Consider the following 19858-nt stretch of genomic DNA (forward strand, 5'->3'; position numbering starts at 1 on the left):
TCAGTCCCGGTCCGGGTCGGCCAGAGCAGCCCGCTGGGCCATCCAGGCCTCCACCTCTTCCACGGTCTTGGGGATGCCTGCAGACAGCCACTGGGGTCCCTGCTCGGTCATGAGCACGTCGTCCTCCACGCGCACGCCGATGCCGCGGAACTCCGGGGGCACCAGCAGGTCGTTCTCCTTGAAGTAGAGTCCGGGCTCGATGGTGAAGATCATCCCAGGGGCGATGGGTGCGCCCTGGTAGGACTCGTACCGGGCCTCCGCGCAGTCGTGCACATCCAGACCCAGGTGGTGGGCGCAGCCGCAGGCGTGCCAGCGGCGGTGTTGCTGGCCCTGGGGGGAGAGGGATTCCTCTACGCTGACCTTGAGGATGCCCCACTCGTGCAGGGTTTCAGCCAGCACACGCATGACGGCATGGTGGATGTCCGAGTAGGTGGCCCCGGGCTTGGCGGCCTCGAAGCCGGCCTGCTGGGCCTTGAGCACGGTCTGGTAGATCCGCTTCTGCAGGGGGCTGAAGGTACCGCCTACGGGGAAGGTGCGGGTGATGTCGGCCGTGTAGAGGCTGTTGACCTCCACGCCGGCGTCGATCAGGAGCAGGTCGCCCTTCTGAACGGTTCCGTCATTGCGCATCCAGTGCAGGATGGGGGCGTGCTTGCCCGAGGCGATGATGGAACCGTAGCCCACGTCGTTGCCCTTCTCGCGGGCGTTGGCATTGAAAACGCCTTCCAGCATCCGCTCGGAGCGGGGTTTGCCCACCACCTGGGGCAGGTGGGTCAGAATCCGGTCGAACCCGTCCTTGGTGGCGGCGATGGCCTTGCGCATCTCGCCCACCTCGTAGTCGTCCTTGATCATGCGGGCCTCGGAGGTGAACTCTTCAAGCTTGTCGTCGGCTTCCTCATTGCGGTCCGGACCACCGATGCCGTTGGCCTTGCGGGCGGCCTCAACCTGGTTCAGGACCTCCTGGTCAGCAGTGCGGATCACCCGCATCTTGACCGCACCCTGGTCCGGTCCCAGATCCTTGGCGATGGCATCAGGGAAGGAGGCGATGTCCTTGGTGGGGATGCCGGTCATGACGGCCAGCTCCCGCAGCCCGGCCCGGGGACCCACCCAGTACTCCCCGTACTGGGCGGACCGGTAGTAGTCGCGAGTGGACTGATCGGCCCGGGGATGGACGAAGAGCTCAGGGGTATGGGTCAGGCCCTTGGCGGCCTCTGGACTGTCAGGGTCCACCGGGTCCAGGACCAGGATGGCTCCGGGTTCATAGTCCTCGCCCAGTCCCGTGTAGTAGGCGAAGGTGGTGTCTGGGCGGAAGGCGTAATCGTTGTCGTTGTTACGGGTCTTGTAGGATCCTGCGGGGATGACCAGGCGTTCGCCAGGGAAGCGTTTACCCAGTTCACGCAGACGGCGCTCGGTGTATTTGCTGGACTCCAGCGGCTCGATTTGAGGCTCCTGGGCCTGCCAGCCGGTGGTCATGAACTTCTGGAAGGCGGGGGAGTTGGGGCGCAGGGTGCGGTTGTTCACCCGGTCCTCCATATTCTGCTCATCCAGGTCCACGTTCTTGGGATCGGTGTCTCCTTGTAGATGCTCATGAGCGGATGCGGTCACGTCCAGCCTCCTTGAAATTCCGGTTCTGACTATGTTGGTTCCATGGTAGTGCGTTCGGCCGATGTGACAGTCGGCTGTTTCGGCCTTCAATCGGGGCCGGTCGCGCATAGAATGGGCGGGAAGCATCCACAGCCAGCAGGAGGCGCAGGCAGAATATGTCATTCGAACACCCCAACAGCAAGGGTCAGAATATTCGCGATGTCGAGCGGGCCATCATGTCGCGTCCCGCCGAACATGACAGCCCAAATCTGGACTTGGATAGGATGGGGATGATGCTGGACCTGCTGGGCCACCCCGAGCACAGCTTCCGGGTCATCCACGTCACCGGGACCAACGGTAAGGGGTCCACGGCGCGGATGGCCGAGGCCCTGGTGCGGGCCTATGGTCTGCGCACCGGGCTCTATACATCGCCCCACCTGGAGCGGATCAACGAGCGGATCGCCATCGACGGCAAGGAGCTTTCAGACGAGGACTTCGTAGACCTTTACCAGCAGATCGAGGATTTCATCGCCATGGTGGATGACCGCTTCGCCCAGCAGGGCAGGGCTCCCATGAGCTTCTTCGAGGTCCTGACCGCTATGGCTGTCTGGGCCTTCGCCGACGCCCCCGTGGATGTGGCCATTGTCGAGGTGGGGATGGGCGGCCGCTGGGATGCCACCAACGTCCTCGATGGCGATGCCTCCATCATCGGGCCGGTGGACATGGACCATATGCAGTGGCTGGGGGATACGGTCGAGCAGATAGCAGGGGAGAAGGCCGGGATCATCAAGCCCAAGTCCACGGTCATCGTCGGCGCCCAGCCCCATGAGGATGCCGTCATGCCCATCATCGAGCAGGCCGTGCGCGAGCAGGGCGCCCCCACACTGTTGAGGGATGGCAACGAGCTGGAGGTGGTCTCCCGCATGCCCGCAGTTGGCGGTCAGGTGGCCACCTTGCGCACGCCCCAGGGACTCTACGAGGATGTGCCCATCGACAAGTTCGGCGAGCACCAGGCCCACAACGCCCTGGCGGCCTTGGCGGCGGCCGAGACCGTCATCCCCGTCAACGGGGCCCTGGACCAGGATCTGGTGGCCGAGGCCTTGAGCCAGGTGCGCATCCCCGGACGGATCGAGCAGGTGCGCACTTCGCCCACCATCATCATCGATGGCGGGCACAACCTGAACGCGGCCCAGTCCCTGCGCTCGGCCATCGAGGAGAACTACGACTTCAAGCAGCTGGTGGGCGTGATCTCCATGATGGCCGACAAGCAGGTGGAGGACTACCTGGGCCTGTTGGAGCCCGTGCTGGACAGCGTCGTGGTCACCGAGAACTCCTGGAAGGGCCGGGTCATGCCGGCCGAGGATCTGGAGCGGGTCGCCGTGAGGGTATTCGGGCCAGACCGGGTGGTCCGGCGCGACCGGATGCCCGATGCCATCCAGACGGCCGTTGACATGGTCGACAGTGAGGACCAGACTGGCGTGGGCTATGGCCGGGGGGTGCTGATCTGCGGCAGCTTCGTCACCGCCGGCGACGCCCGCACCCTGCTGGCCGAGCGTCCCAATCCTGACTTGGCCAAACCTAAGGCGGAGCGCGCCTGATGTATCTCAAGGAGCTGACCCTCAAGGGCTTCAAGTCCTTCGCCTCGGCCACCACCCTGCGTTTCGAGCCGGGCATCACCGCTGTGGTGGGCCCCAACGGATCAGGCAAATCGAACATCGTCGACGCCCTGGCCTGGGTCATGGGCGAGCAGGGGGCCAAGAGCCTGCGCGGCGGATCCATGGAGGACGTCATCTTCGCAGGCACCTCCTCCAGGCCGCCGCTGGGCCGGGCGCAGGTCACCCTGACCATCGACAACACCGACCGGACCTTGGACATCGACTACACCGAGGTCACCATCAGCCGGACCATCTACCGCAACGGCGGGTCCGAATACGCCATCAACGGATCAGACTGCCGCCTGCTGGACATCCAGGAGCTGCTCAGCGACACCGGGCTGGGCCAGCAGATGCACGTCATCGTCGGTCAGGGGCGGCTGGATGCCATCCTGCGGGCTGATCCGGCCGGCCATCGGGCCTTCATCGAGGAGGCGGCCGGCATCCTCAAGCACCGCAAGCGTAAGGAGCGGGCCCTGCACAAGCTGGCCAACACCGAGGCCAACCTGTCCCGCCTGGATGACCTGATCGGCGAAATTCATCGGCAGCTGGGCCCGCTGGGCCGACAGGCCAAGGTCTCCCGCCGGGCCGACATGATCCAGGTCAGCCTGCGGGACGCCCAGGCCCGCATCCATGCCGACGACGCCCTGACCTCGCAAAAGAAGCTGGAGGATCTGCACTCGCGGATGGTTCAGACCCGTGGGCAGCTGGCCCGGGGGCAGGAGGAGCTGACCAGGGTCAAGCTGCGCATCGAACAGCTGGAGGGGCTGGATCGGCAGTCCAGTCCGGCCCTGGATGCGGTCAACCAGCAGTGGAACGACCTGACCAAGCTGGGTGAGCGGGCCGGGTCCCTGGCATCCTTGGCCAGGGAGCGCAGCCGTTCGCTGGAGGCCGGCATGGTGGCCGACCAGGGGCAGGATCCCGGGGTGCTCAGGCGGCGGGCCGACGAACTCAGGGGCCAGGCCGACCAGGAGGAGGGCCAGGTCGGAGCCGACCGGATCGCCCTGGATGGCTGCGTTCAAGCCCGTGCGGATCTTGAGCGGCGGCTGGCCGCTCACCGGCAGACCATGACCGAGCTGCGGCAGGCGGCCAGAAAGCGACAGGCTCGGTTGGGGGACCTGGCGCAGCTGGTGGCCAAGGAGGAATCGGCTCTGGAACTTTCCAGGCAGCGCGAGCGTGACCTGATCCGCCAGCAGGATCAGCTCAGGGAGGGCTTGGAGCGGGCCAGAAACCGGGTACGCGACCTGGATAGCCAGGAGGAAAGCCCCGACCAGGACGGCAGACAGGCCCTGGATCAGGCAGGTCAGGTCAGGGACCAGGCCCGCAGCAGACTCAACGACCTCCAGGAGCACGAACGTCGCATCCAGTCCGATGCCATCTCGGCCCAGGCCAAGGCCGACGCCCTGGCGGACACGCTGGACCATCGTGGCGCTGGCGAGGCCTTGTCCCAGGCCGGGGATCCGGCCCTGCTGGGTCAGCTGACCGACTTCGTCCGCGTAGAGGAGGGTTGGGAGGAGCCCTTGGCCCAGGCCCTGCACGACTATGCTTCGGCCCTGGTGGCCAAGGATGGCCAGACAGTCGATCAGACCCTGGAGCGGGCGCGCCGGGACCGTCTGGGACGTGCTGCACTGATTTCGGCATCAGGCCCGCTCGAGGGGGCAGGTGTAAAGCCGGGCGATGGCCCCTGGCGGTCGGCCGCCGACCTGGTGGCCCTGCGTGATCATCCTGCCGATTCTGACCGGGCCCAGGGAGTGCTGGATGCTGTCCGCAGTCTGCTGGCCTCCACAGCTGCCGTTGATGACACTGATCAGGCCCGACGTGCCCTGAAGGATGGATGGCAGCAGGCGTTGACCCGCTTGGGCGACCTCTACGACCGGGTGGGTGCTGTGGGCGGTTCCGCCCCGGCCACCAGTGATCTGGCGCTGACCGCACGCAGGGATAAGGCCCTGGCACAGGTGGAGGCCCTACAGGAGGAATCCAAGGCATTGCAGCCGCAGATGGATGCGGCCCATTCCGTTCTTGAGCAGGCTGAGAAGAAGCTGCAGGAGGCGCGCAACCAGTGCACCGAGGCCCGGGTCAAGGCCGAGCAGGCCGCCCGGGAGCTGGCAGCAGCCCGCAAGGAATCGGATCGGGCCCAGGCAGGGGTCAAGGATTTGGAAGACCGGCTGACCCAGGTGCGTGACCAGGTGCGCACCCACGAACTCAAACTGGAGGATCTCAGGGCCGGCCTGGCCCGAGCCCAGGAGGACGGGGGGTCTGATCCTGATGACCCGGAGGGCATGGAAGAGCGGCAACATGAATTGGAGACGGCCCTGGACCAGGCCCGCACGGCCGAGATGGAGGCCAAACTGACCTGGACCGAGACCGACCGGCGGCACGCCTCCCTGCTGCGGCAGATTGATCTGCTGCGGGATCAGGCCGACCAGGCCGAACGTCATCGGCAGCGGATAGGCGAGGAGAACCGTCGTCGCAGGGCAGGCATGGCCTCCCTGGGGCTGATTGCGCTCAGGGCCGACCTGCTGGCCCAGCTGATCAAGGGCAGGATGGACCATACGGCCCGCCGCCGAGATCAGCTCAGGGCCAAGGCCTCGGCACATGACAAGGAGCTGACCGATCTGCGGGCCGATAGGGACGCTCTGGAACCCAAGGTGGCCGGTCTGCGACAGGACGAGCATGGTCTGGATCTGGAGCGGGAGCGTCTGGCCGGCGAGGACGGCCGTCTGCGCCAGCGCATCCAGGATGACCTGGGCATGGAGCCGACGGAACTGATCCGCGAATACGGTCCAGACCGTCCGGTGCCTGTCCTGGATGATGAGGGCAATCCGGTGCCTCTGGACCAGGAGGGGACGGATGAAGACGGGGATTCGCCGGCCTTCAAAACAGTGCCCTATCGGCGCGGTGAGCAGGAGAAGCGGCTGGCCAAGGCCAAGCGGGACCTGGCCGCCCTGGGCAAGGTCAACCCGCTGGCCACCGAGGAATACGAAGCCCTGGAGTCCCGCAACCGCTACCTGCACGAGCAGCGTCAGGATGTAATAGGTTCCCGGGACGATCTGATGGCCCTGGTCAAGGATCTGGATTCGACCATGGTCACGGTCTTCAAGGAGGCCTTCGACGACACCGCCCAGGCCTTCGAACGCATCTTCGCCACCCTCTTCCCCGGCGGACGCGGGCGGCTGCGGCTGGAGGACCCGGACGACCTGCTGACCACCGGCGTTCTGGTCGAGGCCAGTCCGGCCGGCAAGAAGGTCCGTCGGCTCTCCCTGCTTTCTGGCGGGGAACGGTCGCTGACGGCCCTGGCCCTGCTTCTGGCCATCTTCACGGCCCGACCCAGCCCCTTCTATGTCATGGACGAGGTCGAGGCAGCTCTGGACGACGTCAACCTGACCAGGCTGCTCAAGGCCTTCGAGCAGCTGCGGGAGCATGCCCAGCTGATCATCATCACCCACCAGCAGCGGACCATGGGCATCGCCGACGCCCTCTACGGGGTCACCATGAGGGGGGACGGGGTGACGGCCGTCATTTCCCAGCGGCTGAAGGATCCGAATCGTTCCGGTCGCGAAGAGCCCGAGCCCGATCAAGGGTGACCTCTGCCAGGACTGCCTGAGAGTCCACGATGGGCAGTTGCGGCATGGGGTAGGCCTCGTTGAGCACCGAGAGCTCGGTGCAGCCCAGCAGGACCGAATCGCAGTGGTAGTCGTTCAGGAAAGCCTGGAGGACGCTCAGGTAGCGGTCCCGGTCCAGTCGCCCTTCCTTGACATCGTCGTAGATCAGCGCGCTCACCCGGTCCTGCAGGGCCTGGTCCGGGTCCACCAGCCGGTAGCCGGCGCTGTCGGCCGGGCCCTGGTAGATGGCGGCATGGCGGGACCCCTCGGTGCCCATGTACCCCATGCGCGGATGGGATTTCGCAGGATAGTGCCGATCTGCCCAGTCGATGGTGGCCTGGGGCATGCTCAAAATGGGCACCGGGGTCAGGGCCTGGAGCCTGGGCAGAATCTGATGGGCGGTGTTGCAGGCCATGACCATGAAGGAGGCTCCCATGGCTGTGGCCTGGCGCACGTCCTCGGCCAAATAAGGGAAAGGATCATCCTTGCTGCGGCCCAGGATGAACTCGGTGCGGTCGGGCACGGTGGCGTGGTTGAAGACCACGTAGTCCAGAAAGTCCTGGTCCCGGTGCGCCCCGGTCATCCGGTCCAGCACCCGTACGAAACTCTCGGTGGCCAGCGTGCCCATGCCGCCCAGGACGACGAAGAAGTTCCTCATGCCAGTGTCCTCTTGTCACGGAAGTAGCGCCGGTAACGACGCCTATAGATGGAAAACATGTGTCGAATCAGCAGCCAGCGCTTGAAATTGCGGTCCTTGCTGTACTCCAGGGTGGTGCCCCAGTCCCCGCGGCGAATCATGGCCATGGCCTGTCGCTTGTCCTCGGATTCGGCGCAGTATTTGCGGAAGATGTCCTTGGGGATCTCCATCCAGAGGCGATGCCCCCGGCCGAAGACGGTGCGTCCGTTGAAGGGGGTGTCCAGAACCAGGTCGTCCACGAAGTAGCGGGCCAGGTTGAAGCCGTTCAGGGTGACCACGTAGCTGCTGCGGCCCTGGCGCAGATTGATCTCGAAGAGCTTGTAGACGCCGTCGCGCGGGTCGTACTTCATGTCGAAGTTGGCCACCCCGCTGTACTTGATGTCCTCAAGGAAGGCCTTGATCCGGTCGAAGATGTCCTGGTTGTAGTCGGGGATGATGGCCGCGTAGTTGCCCACGGCCTCGGGCGCGGGATCCTCCAGCAGGGGATGGCCCAGGAACATCATGCGCACCCGGTGGTGACGGTCCACGTAGGCATTGAGCACCCTCATGTTGTCATCGCCCCCGGGCACGAAGTCCTGGATGACCATCTGAGAGGTGTACCCGGCCTGGTAGGACCTGCGGATCATGGTGTCCAGCTCATCCGGGTTGCTGAAGATGAAGGCCTTCTTCCTTCCGGGGAAGTCGATGCCCAGCCACTCGTCGCTGTCCGCGGGCTTCATGGCCACCGGGTAGTCGAAGGGCAGGTTGCGGTGGCGACCGGCTTTGACGTCATCGGCATCCACCGAAACAGTCTTCGGGTGGGGCAGGTCGTAGCGGTCGCAGAGCTCGTAGAAGGAGGATTTGAGCGAGAGGGAACGGTTCAGTTCCTTGTCGATGGCGTTGAAGACGAACCGTTCGCGCAGGGGCTCGCCGAACTCGTCCAGCAGGTTGGCATAGGTGTCCCCGCAGGGCAGCAGGAGCAGGGTGGCTCCCGGGTGGTCCCGGTGATAAGCGTCGGCCCACTCGTTCAGGGTGGACACGAAGACCTTGGGATTGGTAAAGTCGTGGACCAGGTGCAGGTCCAGGATCTTGCTGTATTTGGTCGGGGAGAGCTGGTAGTGGCCGAATGCGGTGGAGACCAGGCCGTAGGCCTCGTGGAAGGCTCGCGCCATCCCGTAGGTGTTGATGTCGGTTCCCAGTATGACCGGTTGGAATTCTTTCATGTTTCTGAAACCACCTACCATGTGCTCGTGCGCCCCACCCTGCCGCGGGGCATTCGGCTTTCCATCTTAGAACCTGCCGGGATCGTCAGACCTTGGCTGCGCCGGTGGCTCCCAGGTCGTAGCTTTTCGTGCCCAGCAGACGTGCCACTACGTGGTCGTCGCCCTCGTAGGGCACGTGGCGGCCTTGATTCTTGAACCAGCGCTCCTCGCCCTTGCCGGTGACCAGAATGATCCGCAGACGATCCCCCGGCTGGCCCGGTTGGCCAAGACCCTGTTCGATGGCCTGGGTCCTGTCCAGTACGATGCTGGTCTTCAGGTTGGCGTTGGTGACGAAACTCAGCATCTCTTGGTCCACATGTTCCGAGCTCTCCTCGTTTTCGTCGTCAGAGGTCAGGATGAGTCGATTGACGCGGTCCTGGGCTGCCTGGACGATGCCCTTTCGTCGGTCGATACCCCTGCCGCCGGTTGCTCCGCAGACCAGGGTGATCTCAGGTTTGCGCTCGCCGTAGTGCTCATCCACAAAGTCCAGCAAGGCCTTCATAGAGGCGTAATTATGGGCGTAATCGACATAGGCAATCCGGTTGTCGGCTTGGAAGCATTCCATCCTGCCGGCGATGCGGATCTTCTCCATGGCGTGGAGCGCATCGGCATCGGGTTCCAGCCCCAGCCTGTTCAGCATGGCAAAGGCGGCTATGGCGTTCAAGGCGTTGAAATCACCGGCTATGGACAGGCTGATCGGGGCCATGGGACCACTGGCAGGGCCGATCAGATAGTCGTTGCCCTTGCCCGGGGCCTTGCGGGCCACGAAGTCGGCCTCTTGTTGGCCGAATCCAAAAGTGGTCACTGGAATACCGGCGGCGTCGGCATCTTGGCGGATCAGGTCGGCCCTCTGGATGTCGGCTCCCATGACCAGCTGCCTGCTGTTGTAGGCTATACGGCGCTTGCAGTAAAGATAGTCCTCGAAGGTGGGGTGCTCCATGGGGCTGACGTGGTCGGGTGAGATGTTCAGGAAAGCCCCCAGGTCGAAGGTCAGTCCGTAGACGCGATCCACCTTGTAGGCCTGGGAGGAGACCTCCATGACCAGGTAGCGCATGCCGGCATCCACCGCCTGGCGCATCATGCGGAAGAGGTCCAGCGACTCGGGCGTGGTCAGCTGGGATTCCACGTAATGGCGGCCGTCCAGGCAGTTGTCCACAGAGGAGAAGAGGGCCGTCCGGCCTCCGGAGAGTTCACCCAGCATGGCGTGCAGGTAGTAGGCGGTGGTGGTCTTGCCCTTGGTGCCGGTGATTCCCACCAGGGTCAGCTGGTTCTGCGGATAGCCGTAGAAGGCGGCCGAGAGCAGGCTCATGGACTTGCGCACGTCATTGACGATGATTCCCGGGGCGCTGGTGTGAGCGGACAGGTCCTGCTGGGCCACGTAGGCCGCCGGACCTTCGGGACCACAGGCATCCATGTATTCGGGCAGGAAATGCCCCTTGCAGAAGAGCAGGCTGCCGGGTCCGGCCTGGCGGGTGTCGTAGGTGACGTCGGTGAAGGGCTTGAGCGAGGAGTGATCCGCCGGCTGATCCAAGGTCCATCGATCACCCTGAATTACCTCGCGCAGCTGATCGTGTTTGCGCAGCAGCTCCAGGGCCGAAGCCATCGTCAGCGCCATGCCGTCTTCCTCCTCGTCTGATGGGATTCTTTCAGCCCGACTGCAATCCGGTCGAGGCCAGGTCCAAGTCTATAGTCCCGGCCAGGCAGGCACAGAGGAGTCCCGCCACCCCTTGACCGAAAATATACATATGCTTCAGGTCCCATACCGGAAGTGACTGGGCCAACCATTGCCCGGTGATGAAAGGTCAGAGCCAGGAGTCGGTGACCGGGCGGCGGCCCTGGGAGATCAGGTGCTGGTTGAAATGTTCCCGCCACTTGGCCTGTGCCTGCCGCTGCCAGTCCATAAGGGAGTCCATGGTGATCCGGGCCACCTGGGGGAAGAGGGTGGTCATGGGCTTGATCAGGTCCACGGCGGCCACAGTATCCGCCGTGGCATTGTGGAAGTTGCCGTGGGGGATGACGCCGTAGTACTCGCTGGTCATTCCCAGGTTGCGGCGGCCCGACCGATGGGAGATCTCCCTGTCCAGAACAAGAGGGTCCACCACCAGCAGATCGCCCTCGCTCAGGGGCTTGACCGAGCCCGCGCACCAGCGGGCGATGTCCCCGTCCAGCATCTGCACGTCGAAGGGGGCGTTGTAGGCCAGCAGGGGAATGCGCTTGTCCTGGGCCCGGGCGATGAATCCGGCCATCTGCTCGGTGGCCAGCTCAGGCTCCATGCCCTCGGTGGCCAGCTGCTGATCGGTGAACCCGTTGACCCGACTGGCACCCTTGCTGATATGCCGGTGCGGATTGACTATCCAGGTGGCTACTGCATCCCCTGAGTAGCCCTTGGTCGGGTCGCGCAGAACCAGGCTGGCCGAGACAATGCCGTCCTTGCCCGGTCTGGTGCCCGTGGTCTCGGTGTCGAACCCCAGAAGCCAGGAGTCCCCCAGGCGAGTCGACCCCTCCTGCTGCGGGGCGGACGCAAGCGCCTGCTCCATGCTTGTGTGCTCGGTGTTTTCCATAAGCGATTTCTCCTCTGCCATTATGGTAACCGAGGAGCGACCTGCCCGCGACCGGGTCGGAACCGCAACGGGCGAGGGGGGATGGCACAATAGGGGTGTGGCAGATACCAGCGAACTCGAAAGCAGAAAACGTCAATTCGAGGCCCTGGCCATGCCTGCGGTCGATGTGCTCTACCGTCAGGCCATGCGCCTGACCAACAACCCGGATGACGCCCAGGATCTGGTCCAGGATACTTTCGAGCGCGGATTCAAGGCCTTTGACCGCTTCCAGCCTGGCAGCAACTTCGAGGCCTGGATGACCACCATCGAGCGCAATGCCTACTTCAACCAGTACCACAAGGCCAAGCGGCGCCCGCAAAGGGCCAACGACTCGACCGGCGAGTACAACGACTGGGACATCTATTCGGCCTCGGAACACGGGTCCGAGGGGCTCAAGTCCGCAGAGCAGGAATACATGGAGACCTTCGCTCCCGAGGAGATCATGGCCGCCTTGGACCGGCTCAGTCCGGAACGTCGGCGAGTCTTCATCGACGCCGCCATCGACGGCAAGAGCTACCAGCAGGTGGCCGATGAGGAGGGCATCAAGATCGGCACGGTCATGAGCAGGCTGAACCGTGCGCGCTCGCAGCTGCGCCAGGAGCTGGAGCGGTATGCCAAGGAGCGGGGCTACCAGCAGGAGCACGGAGCTGCAGGCAAGCCCTCAGCGGAACGCCATGGACCTGCTGAGGCCAGGCCTAGTATAAAAAAAGAGATCAGCAGCAAGGGGCACTGAGGGCCCCCGAAGATCGGGTATCAGGAAGCGGGCAGGAGCATGGACGGACGCGTGGAGATGAGTCACTACGCCTACGATGACGGCGGCTCTGTCAGGGTGACCCACACCAGTCTGCGCATCTATCAGGATGCCTCCTGCGTGGATCCCAGCGACTGCTTCGATCCGGAATCCTGCTGTGATGATCGCGAGCGCATGGTCATCGAGGAGCTGCGCCGGTATCTACGTCCCGAATGCGCGCCGGACTGTCTGCTGGATCGGCTCAGGCACATGTTCGATCAGATGGATGAACTGGAGCAGGGGACTCCGGACCGCACTACGGACAAGTAGATCAAGTAGATAAAGTCAAGTAGATTCAGCCGGTTTCTCGGCAAAGCAGCGGTTCTGTCCGGCTGTTCAGGCTATTGCAGGAATCATGGTCATGCCTATGCAGCCATGTTTTTTTTTTTTACGTATATATGCAAAACCCCGGCACCGTTGGTGCCGGGGCAGACGATCAGGTGTTCGGCCTCTTGCCGTGGTTGGCGGCCTTCTTGCGGCGATCCCTGCGCTTGCGTCCGCGCATGCCCATGATTGGACTCCTTTGCTACTGATGAACCTATAAGCCTTGCCGATTATCGCACACCGGGCTGACCTTTGTCGACCAGCCAGGATGCTCAGATGCTGCTCAGACCTCTTGTGCCCGGTAACCCACCTGGGTGGTATAGATGGCGGCAGGCTGCAGAATGACCAGGTTACGGCCAGTTCTGAAGGCGTTGGCATAGGCCGTCATGGGTTCCACGGCAACTCCGGCCGGGCGCATGCCCGCGTCGAAGCCGGTCCCGGTGCAGACCTGCCATGAGGTGATGGTCTCATCGCCCCAGAGCTGAATGCGGATGCCGTCCGGCCGGGTGAACCAGGCCGAGCAGGTGCCGTCGTCGTCCCGTTCCACATCGGTCCAGGCATCGTCGAAGTTCGCATCCTCGCCCAGCGCAGGGCCCTGGCGCAGATCGGTTCGCCCCTGGACGGGTTCGGTGCCGGTGGGCAGCAGCCTGTCCGGATCGACCACCACATGGGTGCGGCAGGGGATGGACAGGGTGCAGGGGGCGTTGTCCTTCTGAATCTGATCACCGACGCCCTGCTTGCCATTGGCCAGCCAGGGGTGGATGCCGAAGGCCCAGGGTGCGGCCTCATCGCCCAGGTTCAGGGCACGGGTGGTCATGGTCAGCCCCTGGTCGTCCAGGGTATAGGTGACGGTGACCACCACGTCGAAGGGGTATCCGCCCATGTCCGGCACCCGCCAGGAGAGGCTGACGGAGTCCTCGGTCAGGGCTTGCAGCCGCCAGTAGGCCCGGTATCCGTACCCGTGAATGGCGGTGTTCCGGTCGTGCTCGTCGATGGGCAGGGTGTAGGTGTGGCCCTGGAATTCGTAGGTGCCGTCCTCGATCCGGTTGGGGAAGGGGACCAGCACGTTCCCGTTGCTGCAGGGTACGGTTCCATCCGGGTCGAATGAGGCCAGCAGGTCCTTTCCCCGGTATTTCAGAACGCGCAGGATGGCTCCCAGCTCGGTCACCACCGCCTCGTAGTCCCCGTGACGGATGCTGTACTGCTGTCCTGTCCGGGGCACGGCCCCGCCCATCATCTCGTTCGTATGCATGCTCCCACTTCCATAGTGCCGTTGATGCTTGGTACGCCACCATCCTAGCGCCTGAGTGGTCTTGGCTTCTTGGTGAAAGAGTGGCGGATGGACTACCGGGGTGCTCTCCGGCTTTCTACCATGGACTTGCATTGTCCGGAACCGTCCGGATTGACATCGATAAGGAGCGGCAGTGGCAGGATTTCGGACCACCGTGTGCGAACAGCCGACCCCACAGGGGCGGGGGCGGGTCATTCTGGCTGATCCACGCGGGTTCTGCGCGGGGGTGGACCGAGCCATCCAGACCGTGCAGACCATCCTGGATGCGGACAACCCCCACCAGGATCAGGGTCTGCCACCGGTCTATGTGCGCCGGCAGATAGTCCACAACCGGCATGTGGTCGAGGACCTGTCCCGGCGGGGGGCCGTGTTCGTGGATGAGCTGGACCAGATTCCCGACCAGGCCGTCCGTGCCGGGGTCCCTGTGGTCTTCTCGGCCCATGGAATCGCCCCCTCGGTCGTCAAGGAGGCCCAGCGGCGGGGGATGCGCGTGGTCGATGCCTCATGCCCACTGGTCAGCAAGGTCCACCGGGAGGTCCAGCGCTTCGTTCGCGACGGCTACCGGATCATTTACATAGGCCACCGGGGGCACGACGAGGCTATCGGAGTCATGGGGGAGGCCCCGGACCGGGTTCATCTGGTGGAGAATGAGGATGATATTGAGGCTTTGGACTTCGGACCCGACACCCCGCTGGTCATGCTGACACAGACCACTCTGAGCCTTGACGAGACCGCCGACCTGGCTGCGGCCCTGCGCCGACGCTTCCCCTGGATTCAGGAGCCACCGGGCTCGGACATCTGCTACGCCACCCAGAACAGGCAGCAGGCGGTCAAGCTGGTGGCCGGTCAGGCGGACTGCATGATTGTGGTGGGGTCGGCCAACTCCTCCAATTCGGTGCGTCTGGTCGAGGTGGCCCGTCAGGCCCTGGATGCGCGTTTCCCCGGTCAGGGCCAGCAGAGGGCCCATCGGGTCGACGATGCTGGCGAGCTGGACCCGACCTGGCTGCAGGGCATGGATTCGGTAGGACTCACCTCGGGTGCCTCGGTTCCCGAAAACCTGGTTCAGGGGGTGCTGGAGACCCTGGCTGCCCGAGGGTTCACCCAGGTGACCCGGGAACGAGCAGTCGATGAGCACATGCACTTCGTTCTGCCTGCCGCCCTTCGTTCAGCACGCGCATCAAAGAAAGTCCCGCAACCACAGGGCTAAGGCCACCGCTCAGATCTTTCAGTCGGTGGCTAGAGGTGCGGTCTTGGCCTTGAGGACACGGATCAGATCCCGAGGGTCCAGCCCAAGGCTGATGCCACGCTTGCCGCCGGAGACCATGATGGTGTCGAACTCCAATGCGCCCTGGTCCAGCACGGTCACGTGTTGGGTGCGCTGTCCGAAAGGCGATATACCGCCCAGGACGTATCCGCTCTCTCGTTCGGCCTGGGCCTTGTCGGCCATTTTTGCTTTCTTGGCGCCTACAGCTGCCGCCAGGTGCTTGAGGTTCAGGTGGCCGGTCACCGGTACTATGCCGATGACCCGCTCCTTGCCCGTGTCGGCCATCAGGGTCTTGTAGACCGTGCGCGGGTCCAGGCCCAGCTTTTTGGCGGCCTCGATGCCGTACCCCTGGTCCATGTGGTCCGCATTGTGTTGATACTCGTGGATCGCGAAGGGAACCCCCAGACGCTCCAGCTGGGCCATGGCCGGAGTCGCGGCATCTGAGTCTGCCCGCTTCTTCTTGCTCATGACTCCATGCTAAGGTACTGACCGTTCAGGTAGGCTGAGGGGTGTCTTTGATGCGATCGCGCGGAAAGGGTGGTCCATGACCGCTGTCAATGCCTGGCTGCTCGATGCGGTGACAGGCGGCTGGGGGCTGGCCGTGCTGTTCCTGGCCGCCTTTCTGGATGCCCTGATTATTCCCATACCCACGGAGCTCATGGTCCTGGCCACAGCTTCGGCCTTTCGGGCCTCGGGGCGACCCCTGCCCGTCCTGGTCTTTCTGGTATGCGCCCTGGCCTTCGCGGGCGGCGATGCCTGCACCTATGGGCTGGGGCGGCTGGTCCCCCTGAATCGGCTGGCTGTCTTCCGAGGTGCCGCAGGCAAGGCTGTGACCTCATGGGCCCACCGGGCCCTGCTGCGGGGAGGCGGATTCTTCACACTGGCCTCGCGCTTCGTTCCCTCGGGCCGGACCGTGGTCAATCTGACGGCCGGCGCGGCGCGGTATCCGCTGAACCGTTACCTGCCCCTGGCTGCCCTGGCAGGTCTGCTCTGGTCGATTTATATGTGGACCCTGGGGTATCTGGCCGCCTCCTGGCTGGAGAACAACCCTCTGGCCGTTATGGCCATCGGCTTTTTGGCGGGTATGGTCGTAGGCCTGGTCTGCGACCTGGCCATGCGGGCGCTCACCCGGAGGCGCTGAATACAAACAAGGGGCCCGCCCCCATAGGGAACGGACCCCATAATCGCTATGGCCGGAGGAACTGGCCGGATGCTCAGTCGCCCAGTTCGGCGAAGTAGAGCAGGGTGCGGATCATGTTGCTGGTGAAGCCGTACTCGTTGTCGTAGAAGGCAACGGTGCGGACCAGCTGGTCGTCACCATAGGTGTTGACATCGGTCTGCGTGGGATCGAAGATGCCACCGTGGGTGTCGCCGATCACGTCGGAGGAGACGATGCCCTCGTCGTTGTAGCCGAAGTAGTCCTTGCCCTCGAAGGCCTTCTTGGCGGCGTCGTTGATCTCGTCGACGGTGACCTTCTTGTCCAGGACGCAGGTCAGCTCGGTGACGGAGCCGGAGGGAACGGCCACACGCTGTGCATGGCCCTGCAGCTTGCCGTCAACGGAGGGAACGACCTTGCCGATGGCCTTGGCGGCACCGGTGGAGTGCTCGATGGTGTTGATGGCGGCGGCGCGGGTGTTCCGCGGCTTGTTGCCCTTGGGGCCGTCCAGCAGCATCTGGGAGCCGGTGTAGGCGTGGATGGTGGTCATGTAGCCGATGCGGATGCCGAAGTTGTCATCCAGCATCTTGACCATGGCGGCCAGGGAGCCGGTGGTGCAGGATCCGGCGGAGATGATCTTGTCGGAAGGCTTCAGGGTCTTCTCGTTGACGCCGTAGACCACGGTGGGCGTGGTGTCGTCCTTGGCGGGAGCGGAGATCAGAACCTTCTTGGCCCCGGCGTTCAGGTGGGCCTGGGACTTCTCGGAGGAGGTGTAGAAGCCGGTGCACTCCAGCACGTAGTCCACGCCGTCGTTCTTGACCCAGGGGATGTTGTTGGCATCCTTCTCGGCGTAGACCGGGATCTCCTTGCCGTCCACCACGATGGCGGTGTCGGTTGAGGTGACCGACACATTGGTGCCGTCGTCGTGACGGAAGGTGCCCTGGGTGCTGTCGTACTTGAGCAGATAGGCCAGAATGGCCGGGGTGGTCAGATCGTTGATGGCGGCAACCTCGATGTTGGAGGCGTCGCCGCCACGGGCCTGGAGCTCAAAGATGCGCCGGAAGGCCAGACGACCGATGCGTCCGAATCCGTTGATGCCAATCTTTACTGTCATTCAATTCTCCCTTGGAGATTGGCCGTATACAGCACAAAAATTACCGGACCGTATATGGCCGATTACTGATAACATCTCATAGTTTATAGAACCCTGTGTACTTATAGCAAGCGATTACGCGGGTTCTGCCAAGGAAAAAACGAACAAAAAAATTGGTAGGTTTTGTTGTTTGTTTGCGCAACAAAACGATCAGGAATTGTGAGGATTTTCGTTCGTATCGGCCAGCCAATCCTCCCACTGCTGCTGGTGGAATCCGACCAGGACATGCCGGCCGTCCAGCAGAATGGGACGCTTGACCAGCATGCCGTCGGTCGACAGCAGTTGCAGAGCCTGCTCCGTATCCATCTGCGGCAGGCGCTTGCTCAGGCCCAGGCTGCGATAGGCCTGACCCGAGGTGTTGAAGAATCGCCGAACGGGCAGGCCGCTCATGTTCAGCCATTCGGTCAGTTCCTCCTGGGTGGGGTGGTCCCCCTTGATGTCTCTCTCGGTGAAGTCCACATTGTGGTCACGCAGCCAGGTGCGGGCCTTGGCGCAGGTGGAGCAGCGGCTGTAGCAGATGAAGAGTGGGTGTTCGGGTGTAGGTGATGCTGTCATAGTTTTCCTTTCCAAGTAGGATTTCAAGTCAAAAGAGGCTCAGGCCAGCCGTCGGGAGGGCCGGGTCTCCAGGGAGCCCAGGTCGGCCTTGGGCACCAGGCTGGTGCTCCAGACCGGCTCGGGCGCCGAAGTGGGGTAGGTGACGAACACAGTTCCCTGCTTCAAGGCTATGTGTGCGGGCCTGCCGGTCAGGAACTCGTTGCTGACGCCGGTCACCTGCTGGTTGGTCATGGTCATGCCGTCCGTCTGATATTTGAGGCCCTGCTCGACTACGCCCAGGGCCTGGTCGTCGGCTGCCAGGACGGAGACCATGGACCTGGGCGGGCAGTCCCAGGCGGGGAAGTCCAGGTTTCCGGGGCCAAGTGCCGTGACAAGCATCCCCTGGCCCCAGAGTTCGGCCCGGCCCCCGCTGGCTGCAATCATGTGGATCAGATTCAGGTTGGCCAGCGTGTGGTCCATACGCCCGCCCAGGCCACCATATATAAGGAATCGTCGGCAACCCCGCTGCCAGCCCACTTTGACTGCAGCCAGCAGGTCCGTATCGTCCTTCTCGGCAGGCAGGACCCGGCGGGGGATGTCTGTTCGTAGCCTTCGGCTACCAGCGGGCAGGGAGTCGAAGTCGCCCACGACCAGGTCGGGCTCGTCACCATGATCCAGGGCCGGCTCCAGTCCTCCGTCCGCCGCGATGACCAGGGCCTGTCCTCCGCGTGCCACCTCTTCGCCAAAGTATTGTCCGGCGCCCCAGATCCGGCAGAGCAGTCCCTGAGCAGACTGACCGTCATCCTGCATAAGATTCTTCTTTCTGCGCTCGCCCATTGGACGCGTCCCCATCATCCCAGACCAACCAGACGGATCAGGAAGATCAGCCACCCTTGCACCAAGGCCATGTAGGTCAGGGTGCCGCAGGCGATGCTGACCATCATGTTCCGCCAGCGCAGGTGGACCAGGGCCGTGACTAGCAGAGCCAGAGCTTCATAGAGCCCGTGGTCGCCTCCCATCAGGTTGGTGTGCCTCAAGGAATAGACCACCAGCAGTCCCATGACGGCGGCGGGCAGCAGACGTCCCAGCCGGGTCACCAGTGCCGGCGGCCGACGCCCCTCCGGCCAGATTATGAAGGGCAGGAATCTGGTGGCCATGGTTCCCAGGACCACAATGCCTATGGTGATCAGTTGCTGCGCAGTGGTCATGAGGCCTCCCTTTGGCTGTGGAAGTCCAAGAGGATGAAGATGGCCAGGATGGCCACCATGGACGGGATGATGAACCGGTCGGGTCCGAAGACCAGCAGGCAGGCCAGCGAGGCCAGCAGACCGATCAGGGCCGGCACGCGGGCCTCGGCCTGTCGCCACTGCTCCAGGAAGAGCACCAGGAACATGGCGGTCAGCACGAAATCCAGCCCCCTGGTGTCGAAGTTCGCCAGGTTGCCCAGTACGGCACCCAGGGTGGCGCCGCCCACCCAGTAGATCTGGTTGAGCAGGGTGACGAAGAAGAGGTACCAGCCCTTGTCGGTTCCGGCAGGATGAGGATCGGCAGACTCCAGAGCGAAGGTCTCATCACACATGCCGAAGATCAGGTAGGGCTTCTTCCGGCCCGTCCCTCGAAAGACCGGCAGCATGGCCAGGCCATAGAAAAGGTGCCGTGCATTGACCATCAGGGTCAGCATCAGCGCACCCCAGGGATTGAAGCTGGACAAGAGCAGGTCCACGGTCACGAACTCCATGGACCCGGCATAGATCAGGGCACTCATGGCCAGCGGATAGATCACCGGGAATCCGCGGCTGGTCATCAGAAAGCCGTAGGAGATCCCCAGCACCAGAAATCCGGCCATGATGGGCAGGGTCCGTGGGAAGGCCGCAGCCAGGGAGCCCAGAATGGTCCCGGCGGACCTCGCGTCTTCGTCAGCATCTTCCTGCGCTCGCTGCATGACCCGCCTCCTGACTTCGATTTGGAGATGG

At 63.8% G+C, this 19858-nt stretch carries 19 protein-coding genes; 6 read left to right on the plus strand and 13 right to left on the minus strand.

The window, feature by feature from the left end:
• Complete coding sequence (locus GKC41_RS05980) at positions 1 to 1602, minus strand: aminopeptidase P family protein (protein ID WP_418904392.1); 1602 nt, start codon at positions 1600 to 1602, stop codon at positions 1 to 3.
• Between the two features lie 155 nt (positions 1603 to 1757).
• On the opposite strand from GKC41_RS05980, the gene GKC41_RS05985 reads away from it, so the two are divergent.
• Together GKC41_RS05985 and smc are read left to right on the plus strand one after the other, a co-directional pair.
• Entirely contained in the window at positions 1758 to 3179 is a 1422-nt protein-coding gene (locus GKC41_RS05985) for a bifunctional folylpolyglutamate synthase/dihydrofolate synthase (RefSeq protein ID WP_154313385.1), read from the plus strand.
• Positions 3179 to 6817, plus strand: coding sequence for a chromosome segregation protein SMC (gene smc, locus GKC41_RS05990; protein ID WP_154313386.1), 3639 nt, complete (start codon positions 3179 to 3181; stop codon positions 6815 to 6817). The genes GKC41_RS05985 and smc overlap by 1 nt, the downstream gene beginning before the upstream one ends.
• Here smc and GKC41_RS05995 read toward each other — a convergent pair.
• The 4 genes from GKC41_RS05995 to GKC41_RS06010 form a co-directional block, all read right to left on the minus strand.
• Positions 6750 to 7493: an aspartate/glutamate racemase family protein gene (locus GKC41_RS05995; protein ID WP_154313387.1), complete on the minus strand. Its 744-nt coding sequence runs from the start codon at positions 7491 to 7493 to the stop codon at positions 6750 to 6752. The genes smc and GKC41_RS05995 overlap by 68 nt on opposite strands.
• The gene (locus GKC41_RS06000; RefSeq protein ID WP_154313388.1) at positions 7490 to 8734 is read right to left on the minus strand and encodes a carboxylate--amine ligase; all 1245 of its coding nucleotides are present in this window, start codon (positions 8732 to 8734) and stop codon (positions 7490 to 7492) included. Before GKC41_RS06000 ends, GKC41_RS05995 begins: the two co-directional genes overlap by 4 nt.
• Before the next feature lie 85 nt (positions 8735 to 8819).
• On the minus strand, positions 8820 to 10388 hold the full coding sequence (locus tag GKC41_RS06005) for a Mur ligase family protein (protein WP_154313389.1): 1569 nt from the start codon (positions 10386 to 10388) through the stop codon (positions 8820 to 8822).
• A 187-nt stretch (positions 10389 to 10575) separates the two neighbouring features.
• Positions 10576 to 11334, minus strand: a complete 759-nt coding sequence (locus GKC41_RS06010; protein WP_154313390.1) for an exonuclease domain-containing protein — start codon at positions 11332 to 11334, stop codon at positions 10576 to 10578.
• 151 nt (positions 11335 to 11485) lie between these two features.
• Between GKC41_RS06010 and GKC41_RS06015 the strand changes: the two genes are divergently transcribed.
• Together GKC41_RS06015 and GKC41_RS06020 are read left to right on the plus strand one after the other, a co-directional pair.
• Complete coding sequence (locus GKC41_RS06015) at positions 11486 to 12106, plus strand: sigma-70 family RNA polymerase sigma factor (RefSeq protein WP_154313442.1); 621 nt, start codon at positions 11486 to 11488, stop codon at positions 12104 to 12106.
• Positions 12107 to 12145: 39 nt separating this feature from the next.
• The gene (locus GKC41_RS06020) at positions 12146 to 12433 is read left to right on the plus strand and encodes a hypothetical protein (protein WP_195760187.1); all 288 of its coding nucleotides are present in this window, start codon (positions 12146 to 12148) and stop codon (positions 12431 to 12433) included.
• Positions 12434 to 12599: 166 nt separating this feature from the next.
• On the opposite strand, the gene GKC41_RS09100 is transcribed toward GKC41_RS06020, so the two are convergent.
• A complete protein-coding gene (locus GKC41_RS09100) occupies positions 12600 to 12674 on the minus strand; it encodes a 50S ribosomal protein bL37 (RefSeq protein ID WP_099327425.1) in 75 nt (24 codons plus the stop codon).
• Positions 12675 to 12770: 96 nt separating this feature from the next.
• Positions 12771 to 13739 (minus strand): aldose 1-epimerase family protein, encoded by a 969-nt coding sequence (locus GKC41_RS06025; RefSeq protein WP_154313391.1) that lies wholly within the window; start codon positions 13737 to 13739, stop codon positions 12771 to 12773.
• Positions 13740 to 13911: 172 nt separating this feature from the next.
• Between GKC41_RS06025 and GKC41_RS06030 the strand changes: the two genes are divergently transcribed.
• Positions 13912 to 14985: a 4-hydroxy-3-methylbut-2-enyl diphosphate reductase gene (locus tag GKC41_RS06030; protein ID WP_324612065.1), complete on the plus strand. Its 1074-nt coding sequence runs from the start codon at positions 13912 to 13914 to the stop codon at positions 14983 to 14985.
• A gap of 18 nt (positions 14986 to 15003) precedes the next feature.
• Here the strand turns inward: GKC41_RS06030 and ybaK are convergent, their stop codons facing one another.
• Entirely contained in the window at positions 15004 to 15510 is a 507-nt protein-coding gene (ybaK, locus tag GKC41_RS06035) for a Cys-tRNA(Pro) deacylase (RefSeq protein WP_154313392.1), read from the minus strand.
• A gap of 76 nt (positions 15511 to 15586) precedes the next feature.
• Here ybaK and GKC41_RS06040 point away from each other — a divergent pair, with 76 nt between their 5' ends.
• Positions 15587 to 16183 carry a DedA family protein gene (locus GKC41_RS06040; protein WP_154313393.1) on the plus strand — a complete coding sequence of 199 codons (597 nt, stop codon included), beginning with the start codon at positions 15587 to 15589 and terminating at the stop codon, positions 16181 to 16183.
• A 73-nt stretch (positions 16184 to 16256) separates the two neighbouring features.
• On the opposite strand, the gene gap is transcribed toward GKC41_RS06040, so the two are convergent.
• The 5 genes from gap to GKC41_RS06065 form a co-directional block, all read right to left on the minus strand.
• Positions 16257 to 17312 carry a type I glyceraldehyde-3-phosphate dehydrogenase gene (gene gap / locus GKC41_RS06045; RefSeq protein WP_154313394.1) on the minus strand — a complete coding sequence of 352 codons (1056 nt, stop codon included), beginning with the start codon at positions 17310 to 17312 and terminating at the stop codon, positions 16257 to 16259.
• A gap of 189 nt (positions 17313 to 17501) precedes the next feature.
• Positions 17502 to 17906, minus strand: coding sequence for an arsenate reductase family protein (locus GKC41_RS06050; RefSeq protein ID WP_154313395.1), 405 nt, complete (start codon positions 17904 to 17906; stop codon positions 17502 to 17504).
• Positions 17907 to 17945: 39 nt separating this feature from the next.
• Positions 17946 to 18722 carry a thiamine diphosphokinase gene (locus GKC41_RS06055; RefSeq protein ID WP_195760188.1) on the minus strand — a complete coding sequence of 259 codons (777 nt, stop codon included), beginning with the start codon at positions 18720 to 18722 and terminating at the stop codon, positions 17946 to 17948.
• 14 nt (positions 18723 to 18736) lie between these two features.
• Positions 18737 to 19093: a branched-chain amino acid transporter permease gene (locus GKC41_RS06060; protein WP_029677988.1), complete on the minus strand. Its 357-nt coding sequence runs from the start codon at positions 19091 to 19093 to the stop codon at positions 18737 to 18739.
• Positions 19090 to 19827 (minus strand): AzlC family ABC transporter permease, encoded by a 738-nt coding sequence (locus GKC41_RS06065; RefSeq protein WP_195760189.1) that lies wholly within the window; start codon positions 19825 to 19827, stop codon positions 19090 to 19092. Before GKC41_RS06065 ends, GKC41_RS06060 begins: the two co-directional genes overlap by 4 nt.
• Positions 19828 to 19858: the final 31 nt, after the last annotated feature.

This window comes from Bifidobacterium asteroides (assembly GCF_009683175.1).
Taxonomy (GTDB): Bacteria; Actinomycetota; Actinomycetes; order Actinomycetales; family Bifidobacteriaceae; genus Bombiscardovia; species Bombiscardovia asteroides_H.